Genomic DNA, 13,814 nt, shown 5'->3' on the forward strand with positions numbered 1-13,814 from the left:
CCCATGACGGGAACTGCTTTCAGACGCCCAGCCTTTGCCGGCCTGCCGGCCGGCAGCGGCGGTGCCTTGCCGGCGCTCACCCTGGTCGGCCTGTTCTTCATCGTGCCGGTGGTCGCCTTGCTGCTGCGCAGCGTCACCGACCCGGAGCCCGGCCTGCAGAACTACGCCGCCCTTTTCGGCAGCGGCACCTATGTGCGCGTGTTCCTCAACACTTTCCTGGTCGCCGCCGTCGTCACCGCGGTCACCATCGTCGTGGCCTTTCCGGTCGCCTGGATGCTGGCGATCATGCCGCCCGCGTTCGGCTCGATCGTCTTCGGCATCATCATCCTGTCGATGTGGACCAACCTTCTCACCCGCACCTATGCGTGGATGGTGCTGCTGCAGCGCACCGGGGTGATCAACCGGACGCTGATGGGGCTCGGCATCATCCATGAGCCGCTGCCGCTCATCAACAATCTGACCGGCGTCACCATCGGCATGGTCTACATCATGCTGCCTTTCATGATCCTGCCGCTGGTCGGCACGCTGCGCGCGATCGACCCGATGACGCTGCGCGCCGCCGCCCTTTGCGGCGCAGGCCTGGCCCAGGCGTTCCGCCGCATCCTTCTGCCGCTGTCGCTTCCCGGCATCGCCGCCGGCGGGCTGATGGTCTTCGTCATGTCGCTCGGCTATTTCGTGACGCCCGCGCTGCTCGGCGGCACATCGAACATGATGCTCGCCGAGATGATCGCCCAGACGGTGCAGTCGCTGCTCAACTGGGGGCTGGGAAGTGCCGCCGCCTTCGTGCTGCTCGTCGTCACCATGGCGCTCTACGCGATCCAGCTGCGCATGGTCGGCGCCAAGCGTTTGGCCGGAGGGCTCTGAGATGCTGCTCGATTACGACCGGCTCGGATGGTTGCGCGCAGCGCTTGCCGGCTTCACCGCGCTCGTCGCCGCTTTCCTTCTGCTGCCGGTGATCTTCATCATCCTGCTGTCGTTCGGATCGTCGCGCTGGCTGGCCTTTCCGCCGCCCGGCTGGACGCTGAAATGGTACCAGGAACTGCTGGCCGATCCGGCCTGGATCGATGCCGCGCTGACCAGCGCCAAGATTGCCGCGATGGTCGCAATCCTTGCGGTGCTGATCGGCCTGCTTGCTTCCTTCAGCCTTGTCAGGGGCGCGTTTCGCGGCCGGCAAATTCTGCGCGGACTGCTGCTGACGCCGATGGTGCTGCCGGTGGTCGTCTTCGCCATCGCCATCTATGCCTTCTTCCTGCGTATCGGGCTCGCCGGCACCACGGTCGGCTTCGTCGTCGCCCATACCATCCTGGCGCTGCCTTTCGCCATCATTCCGATCGCCACCGCGCTCGAGGGTTTCGACAGATCCATCGAGGACGCAGCGATCGTCTGCGGCGCAAGTCCGCTGCAGGCGAGGCTCCGGATCACCCTGCCCTCGATCCGCATCGGCATCTTCTCGGCGGCGATCTTTTCCTTCCTCGCCTCATGGGACGAGGTGGTGGTGGCGATCTTCATGGCGAGCCCGACCCTGCAGACCCTGCCGGTGAAGATCTGGGGCAGCCTGCGCGCCGATCTGAGCCCGGTCGTCGCCGCCGCCTCCAGCCTGCTCGTCGGCCTCACTCTGTGCCTGATGATCGTGACCGCACTCCTTCGTAGAAGACTGTCCAGATGACCCGGCCATTCCTGTCCATTCGCGCGGTGAGGAAGGCGTTCGGCGCCTTCGTCGCCGTCCATGACGTCACCATCGATGTGCCGAAGGGCGAGTTCCTGACCTTTCTCGGGCCGTCCGGCTCCGGCAAGTCGACGACGCTCTATGCGATCGCCGGGTTCCAGGACCCGACCTCGGGCGACGTGCTTTTGGAAAACAAGTCGCTGCTTTCGGTGCCCTCGCACAAGCGCAACATCGGCATGGTCTTCCAGCGCTACACGCTGTTCCCGCATCTGAGCGTCGCCGAGAATGTCGCCTTTCCGCTGCGCGTGCGCGGCCGACCGGATGCCGAGGTGAAACGCAAGGTCGCCGACATGCTGGCGCTGGTGCGCCTGGAGACATTCGCCGACCGCTATCCGGGCGCGCTATCCGGCGGCCAGCAGCAACGCGTCGCGCTCGCCCGCGCGCTCGCCTACGATCCGCCGATCCTCTTGATGGACGAGCCGCTGTCGGCGCTCGACAAGAAGCTGCGCCAGGAAATCCAGGCCGAGATCCGCCGCATCCACCGCGAGACGGGCGTCACTATCCTCTATGTCACGCACGACCAGGAGGAGGCGCTGCACCTCTCCGATCGCATCGCGCTGTTCAAGGAAGGACGCATCGAGCAGATCGGCACCGGCGAGGACCTTTATCTGAGGCCCGCGAGCGAGTTCGTCGCCGGCTTCATCGGCAATTCCAACTTCCTGCCGGCGGAGCTTCTTGAGGCCGACAGCGGCGCCGCCGTCGTGCGGCTGGCCGACGGCTCGATCGTCAAGGGAGTGAAGGCGACACATAAGCTCGACCGCGGCCAGAAGGCCAGGCTGATGGTGCGGCCGGAAGCATTCCGCCTGACGCCCATGGAGGGGAATGCGTCACTCGCCGTCGAGATCGTCGACGCTGCCTTCTTCGGCGACCGCCGGCGCGTCGTAGCCCGCACCGCGTCGGGTGACGAGATCGACGTCAGGCCGACTTCGGACGCGGCGGAGCCGACCGATGCTGCGTCGGGCCAACGCATCTTCTTCGATCCCGCTGCGGCCTTCCTGTTTCCTGCCTGACGCTGTTGCCGCGCCGTTGTGTTGTTCAGGTGCCGGCGAAAACGTGGAGGTCTACGCCGGCTTCTTCAATCGCGGCGCGAAGCTCCGCCGCCGGCTCGCTGTCGGTGACGACGTCGGAAATCTCGCTCAATGCGCAGACGCGTTCCAGGCTATTGCGGCCGAACTTGTCGTTGGTGACGACCAGCATCGTCGACAGCGACCGCGCCATCATCGCCCGCTTCACCGCCGCAGCGCCTGAGACCATGTCGCTCGGCCCCTCGGCATTGACGGCCGATGCGCCGATGATGGCGACGTCGGCATTGTAGCGGCGCACGAATTCGACGGTGTCCTCGCCGAGCACGCTGGCTTCCCGGTGGTCATAGGTGCCGGGGCAAAGGATGACCCGAAAACTCGGATTGGCAACCGACGCGATGCCGATCGAGTTGGTGATGACCGTCAGATCCCGTCTTAGCTGGGAAAAGCTGCGCGCAACCTCATAGGTCGTCGATCCGCCGTCGATCATCACGATGCGCCCGTTCTCGATCAGGCCGGCGGCGCCCCGCCCGATGCGCGCGCGCTCCTCGATCATGGTGAGGCCGCGCTCGGCGATCACCGGCTCCGACGTCATCAGCGAGATTGTGGCGCCGCCATAGGTGCGGTTGATCAGTCCCGCCTCGCCGAGCTCGATCAGGTCGCGGCGGATGGTCTCGCCGGCGACGCCGATGCGCCGAGCAAGCTTGGAGATGCGGATAGACGCCGAGCGCCTGACCTCCGACAGAATGAGCTCATGTCGCTCTTTCTTCGTCAGTCGGCCCGGCTCGATGTTCATTGCCTTTCCCTCCCGGGATGTCGTTCCCGGCCTCAGGACATTAGCCACGCCGGGAACGGGAAAGCCAGCCCAGGGTCTGTTGAGATTCAGGTCAGGCCGAGCCGGAGTCGAAGACGGGCGCGAAGCGACCAAACTGGGTGGTTTCCGAGAACCGGCCTACGCCGACCGTAGCCTTCATAGGACGGAGACATTTATGAGGGCTTCGGCCGGCGAAGGCCGGAGCGGAGCGTACTTAAAGTACGTGAGCACCGGAAGCGCAGGAAGCCGCCATTTGCAGGCCTGCCTCACCAACAGACCCTAATGCCTGAGGCGGTCCCGCATCGCATACCACAGCATGCCGAGCACATAGAGCGGCCCGCGCAGCGCCGTGCCGCCCGGGAACGGCAGCGGCGTCAGCGTCGAGAACAGGTCGAGCCGCGAGGAATCGCCGGTGATCGCTTCCGCGAGCAGCTTGCCCGACAGCGTCGACAGGATGACGCCCTTGCCGGAATAGCCATGCGCGAAATAGACCTCGCCATAGTGCCCGACATGCGGCAGGCGCGACGTCGTCACCGATACCAGCCCGCCCCACGCGTGATCGATCCGGCAGCCTCTGAGCTGCGGGAAGGTCTTTTCCATATGCGGGCGCACGAAACCGGCAATGTCGGCCGGCGGCGAAGGCGTGTAGCGCTCGCCGCCTCCGAACAGCAGGCGGCCGTCAGCCGACATGCGGTAGTAGTTGACGACGAAAAGCGTGTCCGAAACCGCGACATTGGAAGGGATGACGTTCCGCTCGCCCAAAGGCTCGGTGGCGACGATGTAGTTGCCGATCGGCATGATGCGGCTGTTGACGCGCGGCTCGAGCCCCTGGAGCAGCGCATCGCCGGCAAGCACGACATGTTTGGCGCGAACCGAACCCTTGTCGGTGAACATCCGAATGGACGGCTCGCGCTCCAGCCGGACCGCAACCGAATTCTCGTGGATGGCGACACCTGCAGCGGAAGCCGCGCGGGCAAGGCCCAGCGTGTAGTTCAGCGGATGCATGTGGCCGCCGAGCCTCTCGAAGACCGCACCCAGATAGGGCGTGTCCACCTTCTGCCGCGCCTGCGCCGCCGAGAGGATCTCGACATCGGCAAAGTTCATCACCTTGGCGAGGCACTCGGCTTCCTCCTCGAAGTCGCGCATGTCGGAGCTGTTGACGGCGCCGACCAGGTGGCCTGTCAGCCGCAAGTCGCACTCGATGCCATGGCGCTCGATGATGTCGAGCACCAGCCCGCGCGCCTCGAAGGCGAGGTCGAACAGCGCCTTCGCCCGTTCGCGCCCAAATGCCTTGACCAGCCCCTTGGCGCCCTTGCGCAGGCCGGGGATCATCTGGCCGCCATTGCGCCCGGAGGCACCCCAGCCGATCTTGCCGCCTTCGAGCAGCACCACCTTCAGACCGCGCTCGGCCGCATGTAGCGCAGCCGACAGGCCGGTGCAGCCGCCGCCGACGACCACGAGGTCGGCTTCGATATCGCCAACAAGCGCCGGATGGTCCGGCGCCGGATTGGCGGTGGCGACATAGTAGGATTTGCCGATATCGAGACCGGAATTGAAACCAGTTGAACGGGAAACCATGGTCACACCTTGAGCAGCAGATGGTCGCGTTCCCACGACGTCACCACGGTCTGGAACAGGTCGAGCTCGACGCTCTTCACGCGCAGATAGGTCTGGAAGAAATCCTCGCCGAGCAGCCTTCGCACCGGCTCGCAGGCGGCGAAACGGTCGAGCGCCTCCTCCATGGTCTTCGGCAGCGTGCTCTGGCTGCGATAGGCATTGCCGAAAGCTTCCGCCGAGCGGGCAAGCTTCTCCTCGATACCGAGATAGCCGGCGATCAGCGAGCCGGCCATGGCCAGATACGGGTTGGCGTCGGCGCCGGGCAGCCGGTTCTCCACCCGCCGCGCCGCGCGCCCGCCCATCGGCACCCGCAGGCCGCACGAGCGGTTGTCATGCGACCACTCGATATTGGCCGCCGCGCTGTGCCCCGGCCGGATACGGCGATACGAATTCACATTGGGCGCGAACAGCGGCATGATCTCGGGAACATATTTCTGCAGGCCGCCGATGAACTGCGCGAACGTCTCGCTGTCTGTGCCATCTTTGCCGGCAAACAAGGGCTCGCCGTTCTCGTCGACGATCGACATGTGCAGATGCATCGAGCTGCCGGCCTGCGCCGCGATCGGCTTGGCCATGAAGGTGGCATACATACCGCTCGCCTGCGCCGCCTGCCTCGTCAGGCGCTTGAACAAAAGCACCTTGTCGGCCAGCGCCAGCGGATCGCCATGCAGGAAATTGATCTCGAGCTGCGCCGTGCCGGATTCATGGATCAGCGTGTCGAGCGGCAGGCCGGCAGCGGCCGAATGCGCGTAGATGCGCTGTATGACCGGTTCGAACTCTTCCAGCGCCTGCATGTCGTATGGATGCTGCACGCTTTCCGGCCGGCCGTTGCGCCCGACCGGCGCGGTCACCGGCCGGTCCGGATCGGGGTTTGGCGCCGTGAGATAAAATTCGAGCTCGGGCGCCATCACCGCGCGCCAGCCACGCCGGCGGTAGAGGTCGAGCACCGCCCTCAGCACATGGCGCGGCGACGCCATCCATGGCCGGTCGTCCATATGGAACGTGTCGGCAAAGACATAGGCCTTGCCGGCGCCGCCACCTGGCGCAAGGCAGAGCGTCGAAAGGTCGGGCACCATGCGCATATCGGGGTCCTGATAGGCGAACCCCTCGTCGATGGAGCCGGAATAGCGGCCGTCGATGGCGACCAGGAAGGCGCTGCTCGGCAAGTAAAGCGCCCGGTCCTCGAGCGATTTGAGGACCTTCGCCGCCGGCAAGGCCTTGCCGCGCAGCACGCCGTTGACGTCGGGCACGAGGCACTCGACCTCGTTTATTCCATGCGTGGTCAGCCAGCTTTGCGCATCGGCGCCGCTGGAACGTGAAGTGTCTTGTTTGTCAGGCATCGGTCATGTCCGTACGAAGGAGAGATCGCTTCGGCGGGCACATCCGTCGGGTTTTAAGCGTTAAATAAGCTGCGCTATCTGAATGACGGACGCCCGCCTGGTGGCCGGCCGAGAGGCCGGATTGAGCGTCCTGCTACTCCCTCGGTCCAGCCGTCACGGACGACATGCGAGCCGACCTTGGTCTCCTCCGCGCGTTGCAGGTTCTCGTGCCGGCAGCAGCGCATGATCAGTAGTACCCCGCTCGCGCAAATGAAACACCGCCGGCAAAAATCGAATGCCTTTCGCGATATCGCTGTTCTGCGGCTTGCATGACGGGTCTCATCAAGTTGGAACTATGGTTTGACCGATCCTGGCTGTCGGCGCAAGTCCGCTCTGTTGGAACAGCTCAGCCTATGCTCTCGCCGCCATCGACCACCAGTGCCTGGCCGGTCATGAAGGACGAACGGTCGGAAACGAGGAACAGAATGGCTTCGGCGATCTCCTCCGCGCTCGCCCAGCGCCCCATCGGAATCTTGGTCCGGACATAGTTTTCGATCGCATCGCGTCCGCCCATCTGGGCGATGAATGGCTCGTTGAACGGCGTGTCGACCCAGCCCGGACAAAGCGCATTGATGCGCACGTTGTGTTTGGCATAGTCGAGCGACATCTGCCTGGTCATTGCCACCACGGCGTGCTTCGACGTCGCATAGGCGATCATCTCGCGGTCGTAGAAGACGCCGGAATTGGACGCTGTGTTGAGGATGACGCCGCCGCCCTGCGCGATCATTGCCGGCATGACGGCCTTGGCCGCAAGGAACTGCGCCCGCACGTTGATCCGCCAGGAGGCGTCCATGCCGTCGGTGCTGACTTCGGTCAGCGTGCCGCCGACCTGGATGCCGGCATGGCTATGCAGGATATCGATCCGACCATGCTTGCCGAGCGTCCCCGCGATGAGCTCTTCGACCGCGGTGTCGTTGCCGACATCCGTGGCGACCGCTTCGGCGCGGCCGCCGGCGTCGCGGATGCCGGACGCGGTGGCTTCGCCGGCCGCCGGGTCCCGGTCGGCGATCACCAGGACAGCCCCTTCGCTGGCCATGATCATGGCGCCGGCGCGCCCGATGCCCGACCCGGCGCCCGTCACCACGGCGATACGATCTTTCAGAATCATGGACTTGTCTTTCAAGGCGATGGCTTTCGTCGGCCGAGCTGCCATTGGGCGAGCAGGACGAGCAGGACCGACACGGCGAGCACGATCGTCGCGATGGCGTTGATCTCCGGCGTCACGCCGCGGCGAATGGAGGCAAAGACATAGATCGGCAACGTCGTCTGCGCGCCGGCGACGAAGAAGGCGATGATGAAATCGTCGAACGAGAAGGTGAAGGCGAGCAGGAAGCCGGCGATCACCGCGGGCATGATCTGCGGCAGCACGACCGAGCGGAACGTCGTCAGCGGCGTGGCGTAGAGATCGCTCGATGCCTCGACCAGGTTGCGGTCGAGGCTGCCAAGGCGCGTGCCGACGATCATCGTCACCAGCGCCATCGAGAACAGGCCGTGTGCGGCAATGATCGAGCCGTAGCCGAGCGCCAGGCGCGGCGGCTGGTCGGTCGGCCACAGCGAGGCGAGGAACGGATTGACGACGGCGAAGAGCTGCACCAGCGCCACCAGCGTCGAGATGCCGATGACCACACCCGGCACGACGATCGCGGCGCCCAGCAGCGCATCGAAGAGCGCCCGCGTCCGCGCGCCGACGCGCTGCAGCCCGAGCGCCGCCGCCGTGCCGCAGAAGGCCGCGAGCAGGGCGCTGGTGGTGGCTATGAACAGGCTGTTCTTCAGCGCCTCGACCAGGAACGGATTGGACAGCGCCTTGCCGTACCATTGCGCCGAGAAGCCGGTGAACTCGCTGGCATGATGGCCGGCATTGAAGGAGAACAGCACGACCAGCGCGATCGGCAGATAGAGGAAGACAAAGACGGCAACGACGAAGGCACGCATCAGATCAGGTCCACGCGGCGCGCGCCCGAGAGCCGGGTCGAGATGCGGTTGGCGACGATCAGCACCACCACCGAAACCAGCACCAGCGTGATGGCAATGGCCGATCCGAACGGCCAGTTGCGCGACTGCAGGAAGAGGTCGACCAGCGCATTGCCGATGAAGAACACCTTGCCGCCGCCGAGCAGTGTCGGGATCAGATATTCGCCGAGCAAGAGGATCATCACCAGCGAGAAGCCGGTCATCACGCCTGGCAGCGAAAGCCTGAGCGTCACGCCGAGAAAGGTCGACAACGGCGTCGCGCCGAGATCGGCGGAGGCTTCCAGCAGCCGGCGGTCGAGCCGCTCGAGGCTGACATAGATCGGCAGGATCATCAGCGGCAGATAGCCGTAGACGATGCCGAGCAGCACGGCACCCGGCGTGTTGATCAGCCTAAGATCCTCGATGCCGACATAGGCGAGCAGGGCCGGGATGCCGCGCCCGCCGAGGATGTACATCCAGGCATAGGTGCGCATCAGAAGGCTGGTCCAGAACGGGATGACGATCAGCGCGAGCAGGATCAGCCGCCAGCGCTGCGGCGCGCGCAGCGCCAGATAATAGGCGACCGGATAAGCGACGAGCAGGCAGGCGAGCGCGCCGGCCGGCGCCAGCACCATCGTGTTCCAGAAGGCGGTCGCCCGCGCCGGCAAATTGGCATATTGCGCGAAGGTCAGCGCCGCCTGATAGCCGCCCTCGGGCGCCCGCTCGCCGACGCTGAAGATGGCGATGGCTACGAAGGGCAGCACCAGGAAGACGACAAGCCACAGCGTCGCCGGTGCGAGCAGCAGCGCCGTCAGGATATTTTTGCGAAAGGGACTGCCGCGCATCAAGAAAGCCGGGTCGGAGCCGGCGGACATTCGTCCGCCGGTCTCGTTGTCTGGATCGGGTTTGTGGCTGGTGCGGGTCAAGCCGACTTGAAGCGCGCCATCAGCTCGGCGCGGCCCGGATCGGTGAGCGTCGCGGCGGCGCCGAATTCGAGCGGCTTCAGAAGATCGGCGGCCGGATAGAGGATCGGATTCTCCAGCACCTCCTTCGGCAGCAGCGCGTTGACCCGCGCATCGGTCGAGGGCGCGCCATTGGCCAGATGCTCCTTCACCGCCACCTTCGGGTTCATCAGATAGTTGAGCAGCGCATAGCCGGCCGGCTTGTTCGGCGCATCCTTCGGGATGGCGTAGAAGTCGGTCCAGATCTCGCCGCCTTCCTTGCCGAGCACATAGGCGATCTCGGGCATGTCGCGATGGAGCTGCGCGCCGTCATTGGTCCAGCACATCGTCATCCAGGCGTCGCCGGCGCGCATTCCCGGCTGATAGTCGCTCGACACCGCAAACAGATGCGGCTTGACCTTGAGCAACAGTTCCTCGGCCTTGGCGAGCTCGTCCTGCTTCAGCGAGTTGAACGAGTAGCCGTGATATTTCAGCGCGTTGCCGATCGTGGTCAGCTGGTAGTCATGCACCATGGTGCGGCCGTCGCCTTCAGCCATCGCCGTGTCCCAGAACTCCTTCCAGCTCGACATCGGCTTGGAAAGCTTCTTGGTGTTGACCGCGAAACCGGTCGTGCCCCAGTTCTTCGGCACGGCGTAGATCGTCCCGTCGATCGTGCCTTCCGCCGTGAACCGCACATCCTCCTGCGAGCCGTCGAAATTGCCGAGCTTGGCCATGTCCAACGGCTCGATGATGCCGAGCTTCTTGTAGGTCGAGATGGTGTAGTTGGTCGGCACGAACAGGCTCCAACCCGAGCCGCCGGCCTGCAGCTTGGCCAGCATCTCCTCGTTCGAGCCGAAGACGTTGACCTCGACCGCGACGCCCGTCTCGGACTTGAAATTCTCGAAGGTCTGCGGGTCGTGGTAGTTCGGCCAGGTGGCGATCGACATGCGGTCGCCGAGGTTTTCTGCGGCAAAGGCCGGCGTCGGCATGATGCCGAGCTCGCGCGCCATCACCGCGGTCGCGACGCCAAGGCCGGTGAGGCCGAGGAAGTCGCGCCGGCTGATCGAGCCGCGCTTCAGGCGCATCAATTGGTCGACGAATTTTTCGGGGCTTATCGGCAGCCCGTCACGATAGGATTTCGACATGTTGGTCTTCCCTCTGGTTGGTCCCGTTATTCTTTGTGCCCGGAAACGCCAGCGGCGCTCCGGCGGCAAAGCCGATGGCGACGGGTTCGCCCGGCTTGAAAAATTTGCCCTGGCCGATCACGTGATCGGCCTTGGCGAGCAGTGATCCGATGCCCTGGACCTCGATCGCGTATTCCGCGGTCGAGCCCAGGAAAATCCGGTTGCGGACGATGCCTTGCAGGCTGCCGCCGCCGGGGCCGGAGAGGCTGAGCGATTCCGGCCGCAGGCTGACCGAGACGGCTTCTCCCCGGCTGAGCGGCACCCGCTTGCGGGCGGAAATCACCGTACCGTCGGCGAGCGCCACGTCGACGAGCTCGCCCGACAAGCCAGCCACCTTGCCGCTGAGCAGATTGGTCTTGCCGACGAAGTCGGCGACAAACAGGTCGGCGGGCTCGTCATAGATCTCGCTCGGCTGTCCAAGCTGGACCACGCGGCCGCCATTCATGACGCAGACGAAGTCGCTCATCGACAGCGCTTCCTCCTGGTCGTGGGTGACCAGCACGAAGGTGATGCCGATCTCGCGCTGCAGGTTCTGCAGCTCGATCTGCATGTCGGTGCGCAGCTTCTTGTCGAGCGCCGCCAGCGGCTCGTCGAGCAAAAGCACCGCTGGCTTGTTGACCAGCGCCCGGGCCAGCGCGACGCGCTGCTGCTGGCCGCCGGAAAGCTCATGGATCTTGCGGCGGCCGTAGCCGGCGAGCTGCACCATGGCCAGCGCCTCGCCGACCCGTGAGGAGATCTCGCGCGATGACAGCCGCGGCCTCGCCTGGCGCAGCCCGTAGGAAATGTTCTCCTCGACATCGAGATGCGGGAACAGCGCATATTGCTGGAACACCATGTTGACCGGGCGCCGGTAGGGCGGCGTGCCGGCCATGTCGCGACCGCGGATCAGCACCTGGCCCTCGCTCGGCTGCTCGAAGCCGCCGATCATGCGCAGGCAAGTCGTCTTGCCGCAGCCCGAAGGGCCGAGCAGCGCGACGAAAGCGGAAGGCGGGATGGCGAGGTCGATGCCGCTGACCGCGGTGACGGCGCCATAGCGCTTGGTGACCGCGCGAAACTCGATATCGGGCACTGCAGTCAAGCCACGGGCTCCAGCGACAGCGTGAGGCAATTTCATGACGCTAGCAGAGCCAATGGCAACTAGTATATACCTCGCGGGTGGTATATTCAGCCGATTTTATCGTTCAGAGGGGTATGAATGGCCGCCTCCCGCAGTGACGACTACAACGCCTTAGCCGCCGTCATCGCCGCAACGCGCGAGACCGGCGGCGATCATTTCGGCAAGGCGATGGTCGGCTGGCTGCGCGGACACGTCCGCTTCGACCACTGCGTGATCTTCGGTTATCGCGGTGCTGCGCGGCCGCCACTCTTGTTCGAGACTTTCTCCCCGGCGGAGAGCCACATCTTCGTCGCCCTCTATCAGGAGGGACCCTACCTGCTTGATCCCTTCCATCACGCCGCGGTCGAGCGCAAGGAAGGGTTCTGGCGCATGCGTGAGCTCGCGCCGGACCGCTTCTATGCGAGCGAGTACTACCGTTCCTACTACAGCCAGACCCGGCTCGCCGAGGAGGTCGGCTTCTTCGTTCCGCTGGCCGGCAAGGACGCGCTGGTGCTGTCGCTGATGCGGCTGCGCGCCTCGGGACCGTTCGGGACAGCCGACGCCAGGCTATTGCGCGACATGGCGCCGACGGTGGTCGGCTTCTGCAAGCTGCGCTGGCCGGCCCTGCCTGCCGACGAAGTTGCGGCCCCGCCGCCGGGAGAGACTGTCGCGACGGCGAACGAATTGGACCGCGCGCATATCTGGAAAAGCCTATCGCTGACGTCGCGCGAAAAACAGGTCGTCGACTTGGTGCTTCAGGGTCACTCCACGGAATCGATCGCCAGGGCGCTCAGGATCGTGCCCGGCACCGTCAAGGTCCATCGCCGCAACATCTATCGCAAGCTCAAGATCAAGTCGCAGGCCGGCCTGTTCGCGCGCTTCGTCGAGATCATCGACGCGCGCATCGGCTGACCGGCCAGGGGCTGGCATCAGGCCTGTTGCCCTCCCTTGCGGCGGCGCGCGTTAACCGTCTATCGTGCGGCTCGAAACCGCCGGACAAGTATCCCGGCGGCAGATTGCCTGACGAAACAGATTTCAGGACGGATGAAGTAGCGCATAGCCAATGGCCGACAAAACACAATTCGGACTGACTGCCCTCGACACAGTACCCCTGCATGAGAAAGTCTATCTGGAACTGGTGCGGGCGCTGATGTCGGGTCAGCTCCAACCCGGCCAGAAGCTGACCTCGCGCAAGCTCGCCAAGGAGCTCGGCACCAGCGACATGCCGGTGCGCAGCGCCTTCATGCGGCTGCAGGCGCTCAGGGCACTGAGCCCGATGCCGAACGGCAGCGTCGAGGTGCCGATGATCTCGGCCGATCGCTTCCAGCAGCTGACCGATGTGCGGACGGTCCTGGAAGGCACGGCCACCGAACTCGCGACAAAGCTCATCAACGGCAACAATCTGCGCGCCATTCGCCGCCACTGCACCGAGCTCACCCAGGCCGCCCGCAGCGGCGACATCGACGACTATCTGCGCAAAAACCACGACTTCAAATTCTCGATCTACCGCCACTGCGGCAACGAGCAGATGATCTTCCTGATCGAGACGGTGTGGATGCAGGTCGGACCTTTCCTCCGCAACCTGCGCATCGGCTTCGAGGACGACCTCGCCGGCATCCTCGGCATCGACTATCACGAGGAGGTCGTGGCGGCGATCGAGGCCCAGGACGGCGAAAGAGCCCGCGCGGCCATCGTGCGCGACATCGAAGAGGGCGCCGCGCACATCCTCAAGCAGATCAAATTCCCGGAATTGCGGCAGTAGCAGATCGCTGTGTGTAGGCTGGAGGCGGCTAACGCCTGCCACCCGGTTCCGCGAGGTAGCGCACCATTCGAGATTGGCAGAAGCGTTCGTTCCGTCGTCATCCTCGGGCGAAGCAAGGAGCGAAGCGACGCAGCGCAGACCCGGGGATCCATGCCGTAACATCAAGGCGTTGCAACAGTGCAGAATTCTGCTCCGCAGCATTCTTCGCTTACACGTCACGGAATGGCAACTGTGTTCATGCGAATGCGGTTTTGTCCCTGATGATGGCGTTGAGGACGACCAGGAGCTTCCTTGCGACGGCGATGATGGCGAGTTTCTTGGAG

13 protein-coding genes are annotated in these 13,814 nt (G+C 64.9%); 5 read left to right on the forward strand and 8 right to left on the reverse strand.

The features are described 5' to 3' along the window. The first annotated feature begins 3 nt into the window (after window positions 1-3). Genes RFM40_RS27375 through RFM40_RS27385 form a run of 3 tightly spaced genes read left to right on the forward strand, consistent with a single transcriptional unit; the run spans window position 4 to window position 2,736 of the window. A complete protein-coding gene (locus RFM40_RS27375; RefSeq protein WP_320225637.1) occupies window positions 4-864 on the forward strand; it encodes an ABC transporter permease in 861 nt (286 codons plus the stop codon). A gap of 1 nt (window position 865) precedes the next feature. Then, window positions 866-1,666 (forward strand): ABC transporter permease, encoded by an 801-nt coding sequence (locus RFM40_RS27380; protein ID WP_320225636.1) that lies wholly within the window; start codon window positions 866-868, stop codon window positions 1,664-1,666. Then, window positions 1,663-2,736, forward strand: coding sequence for an ABC transporter ATP-binding protein (locus tag RFM40_RS27385; RefSeq protein WP_320225635.1), 1,074 nt, complete (start codon window positions 1,663-1,665; stop codon window positions 2,734-2,736). Before RFM40_RS27380 ends, RFM40_RS27385 begins: the two co-directional genes overlap by 4 nt. A 25-nt stretch (window positions 2,737-2,761) precedes the next feature. On the opposite strand, the gene RFM40_RS27390 is transcribed toward RFM40_RS27385, so the two are convergent. The 8 genes from RFM40_RS27390 to RFM40_RS27425 all read right to left on the reverse strand — a co-directional run bounded on the left by RFM40_RS27390 (window position 2,762) and on the right by RFM40_RS27425 (window position 11,747). After that, window positions 2,762-3,544, reverse strand: a complete 783-nt coding sequence (locus RFM40_RS27390) for a DeoR/GlpR family DNA-binding transcription regulator (RefSeq protein WP_320225634.1) — start codon at window positions 3,542-3,544, stop codon at window positions 2,762-2,764. Between the two features lie 297 nt (window positions 3,545-3,841). Beyond that, window positions 3,842-5,140, reverse strand: coding sequence for an NAD(P)/FAD-dependent oxidoreductase (locus tag RFM40_RS27395; RefSeq protein ID WP_320225633.1), 1,299 nt, complete (start codon window positions 5,138-5,140; stop codon window positions 3,842-3,844). 2 nt (window positions 5,141-5,142) lie between these two features. Continuing rightward, window positions 5,143-6,519 (reverse strand): glutamine synthetase family protein, encoded by a 1,377-nt coding sequence (locus RFM40_RS27400; protein WP_320225632.1) that lies wholly within the window; start codon window positions 6,517-6,519, stop codon window positions 5,143-5,145. A 385-nt stretch (window positions 6,520-6,904) separates the two neighbouring features. Further along, window positions 6,905-7,666 carry an SDR family NAD(P)-dependent oxidoreductase gene (locus tag RFM40_RS27405; RefSeq protein WP_320225631.1) on the reverse strand — a complete coding sequence of 254 codons (762 nt, stop codon included), beginning with the start codon at window positions 7,664-7,666 and terminating at the stop codon, window positions 6,905-6,907. Window positions 7,667-7,677: 11 nt separating this feature from the next. Next, window positions 7,678-8,490 carry an ABC transporter permease gene (locus tag RFM40_RS27410; protein WP_320278598.1) on the reverse strand — a complete coding sequence of 271 codons (813 nt, stop codon included), beginning with the start codon at window positions 8,488-8,490 and terminating at the stop codon, window positions 7,678-7,680. Then, window positions 8,490-9,353, reverse strand: a complete 864-nt coding sequence (locus RFM40_RS27415; protein WP_430691735.1) for an ABC transporter permease — start codon at window positions 9,351-9,353, stop codon at window positions 8,490-8,492. Before RFM40_RS27415 ends, RFM40_RS27410 begins: the two co-directional genes overlap by 1 nt. Before the next feature lie 77 nt (window positions 9,354-9,430). Then, complete coding sequence (locus RFM40_RS27420) at window positions 9,431-10,594, reverse strand: ABC transporter substrate-binding protein (protein ID WP_320225628.1); 1,164 nt, start codon at window positions 10,592-10,594, stop codon at window positions 9,431-9,433. Continuing rightward, window positions 10,575-11,747: an ABC transporter ATP-binding protein gene (locus tag RFM40_RS27425; protein ID WP_320225627.1), complete on the reverse strand. Its 1,173-nt coding sequence runs from the start codon at window positions 11,745-11,747 to the stop codon at window positions 10,575-10,577. The genes RFM40_RS27420 and RFM40_RS27425 overlap by 20 nt, the downstream gene beginning before the upstream one ends. 81 nt (window positions 11,748-11,828) lie before the next feature. Between RFM40_RS27425 and RFM40_RS27430 the strand changes: the two genes are divergently transcribed. Then, window positions 11,829-12,641 carry a helix-turn-helix transcriptional regulator gene (locus RFM40_RS27430; RefSeq protein ID WP_320225626.1) on the forward strand — a complete coding sequence of 271 codons (813 nt, stop codon included), beginning with the start codon at window positions 11,829-11,831 and terminating at the stop codon, window positions 12,639-12,641. Window positions 12,642-12,792: 151 nt separating this feature from the next. Next, the gene (locus tag RFM40_RS27435) at window positions 12,793-13,491 is read left to right on the forward strand and encodes a GntR family transcriptional regulator (RefSeq protein ID WP_320225625.1); all 699 of its coding nucleotides are present in this window, start codon (window positions 12,793-12,795) and stop codon (window positions 13,489-13,491) included. Window positions 13,492-13,814: the final 323 nt, after the last annotated feature.

It is taken from the genome of Mesorhizobium captivum (assembly GCF_033977165.1).
In the GTDB taxonomy this organism is placed as follows: Bacteria; Pseudomonadota; Alphaproteobacteria; order Rhizobiales; family Rhizobiaceae; genus Mesorhizobium; species Mesorhizobium captivum.

Excerpts from the sequence above, each read along its gene's own strand:
- RFM40_RS27375 (WP_320225637.1), top strand. The coding sequence starts at position 4 with ATGACGGGAACTGCTTTCAGACGCCCAGCCTTTGCCGGCCTGCCGGCC.
- RFM40_RS27380 (WP_320225636.1), top strand. The coding sequence starts at position 866 with ATGCTGCTCGATTACGACCGGCTCGGATGGTTGCGCGCAGCGCTTGCC.
- RFM40_RS27385 (WP_320225635.1), top strand. The coding sequence starts at position 1,663 with ATGACCCGGCCATTCCTGTCCATTCGCGCGGTGAGGAAGGCGTTCGGC.
- RFM40_RS27390 (WP_320225634.1), bottom strand. The coding sequence starts at position 3,544 with ATGAACATCGAGCCGGGCCGACTGACGAAGAAAGAGCGACATGAGCTC.
- RFM40_RS27395 (WP_320225633.1), bottom strand. The coding sequence starts at position 5,140 with ATGGTTTCCCGTTCAACTGGTTTCAATTCCGGTCTCGATATCGGCAAA.
- RFM40_RS27400 (WP_320225632.1), bottom strand. The coding sequence starts at position 6,519 with ATGCCTGACAAACAAGACACTTCACGTTCCAGCGGCGCCGATGCGCAA.
- RFM40_RS27405 (WP_320225631.1), bottom strand. The coding sequence starts at position 7,666 with ATGATTCTGAAAGATCGTATCGCCGTGGTGACGGGCGCCGGGTCGGGC.
- RFM40_RS27410 (WP_320278598.1), bottom strand. The coding sequence starts at position 8,490 with ATGCGTGCCTTCGTCGTTGCCGTCTTTGTCTTCCTCTATCTGCCGATC.
- RFM40_RS27415 (WP_430691735.1), bottom strand. The coding sequence starts at position 9,353 with ATGCGCGGCAGTCCCTTTCGCAAAAATATCCTGACGGCGCTGCTGCTC.
- RFM40_RS27420 (WP_320225628.1), bottom strand. The coding sequence starts at position 10,594 with ATGTCGAAATCCTATCGTGACGGGCTGCCGATAAGCCCCGAAAAATTC.
- RFM40_RS27425 (WP_320225627.1), bottom strand. The coding sequence starts at position 11,747 with ATGAAATTGCCTCACGCTGTCGCTGGAGCCCGTGGCTTGACTGCAGTG.
- RFM40_RS27430 (WP_320225626.1), top strand. The coding sequence starts at position 11,829 with ATGGCCGCCTCCCGCAGTGACGACTACAACGCCTTAGCCGCCGTCATC.
- RFM40_RS27435 (WP_320225625.1), top strand. The coding sequence starts at position 12,793 with ATGGCCGACAAAACACAATTCGGACTGACTGCCCTCGACACAGTACCC.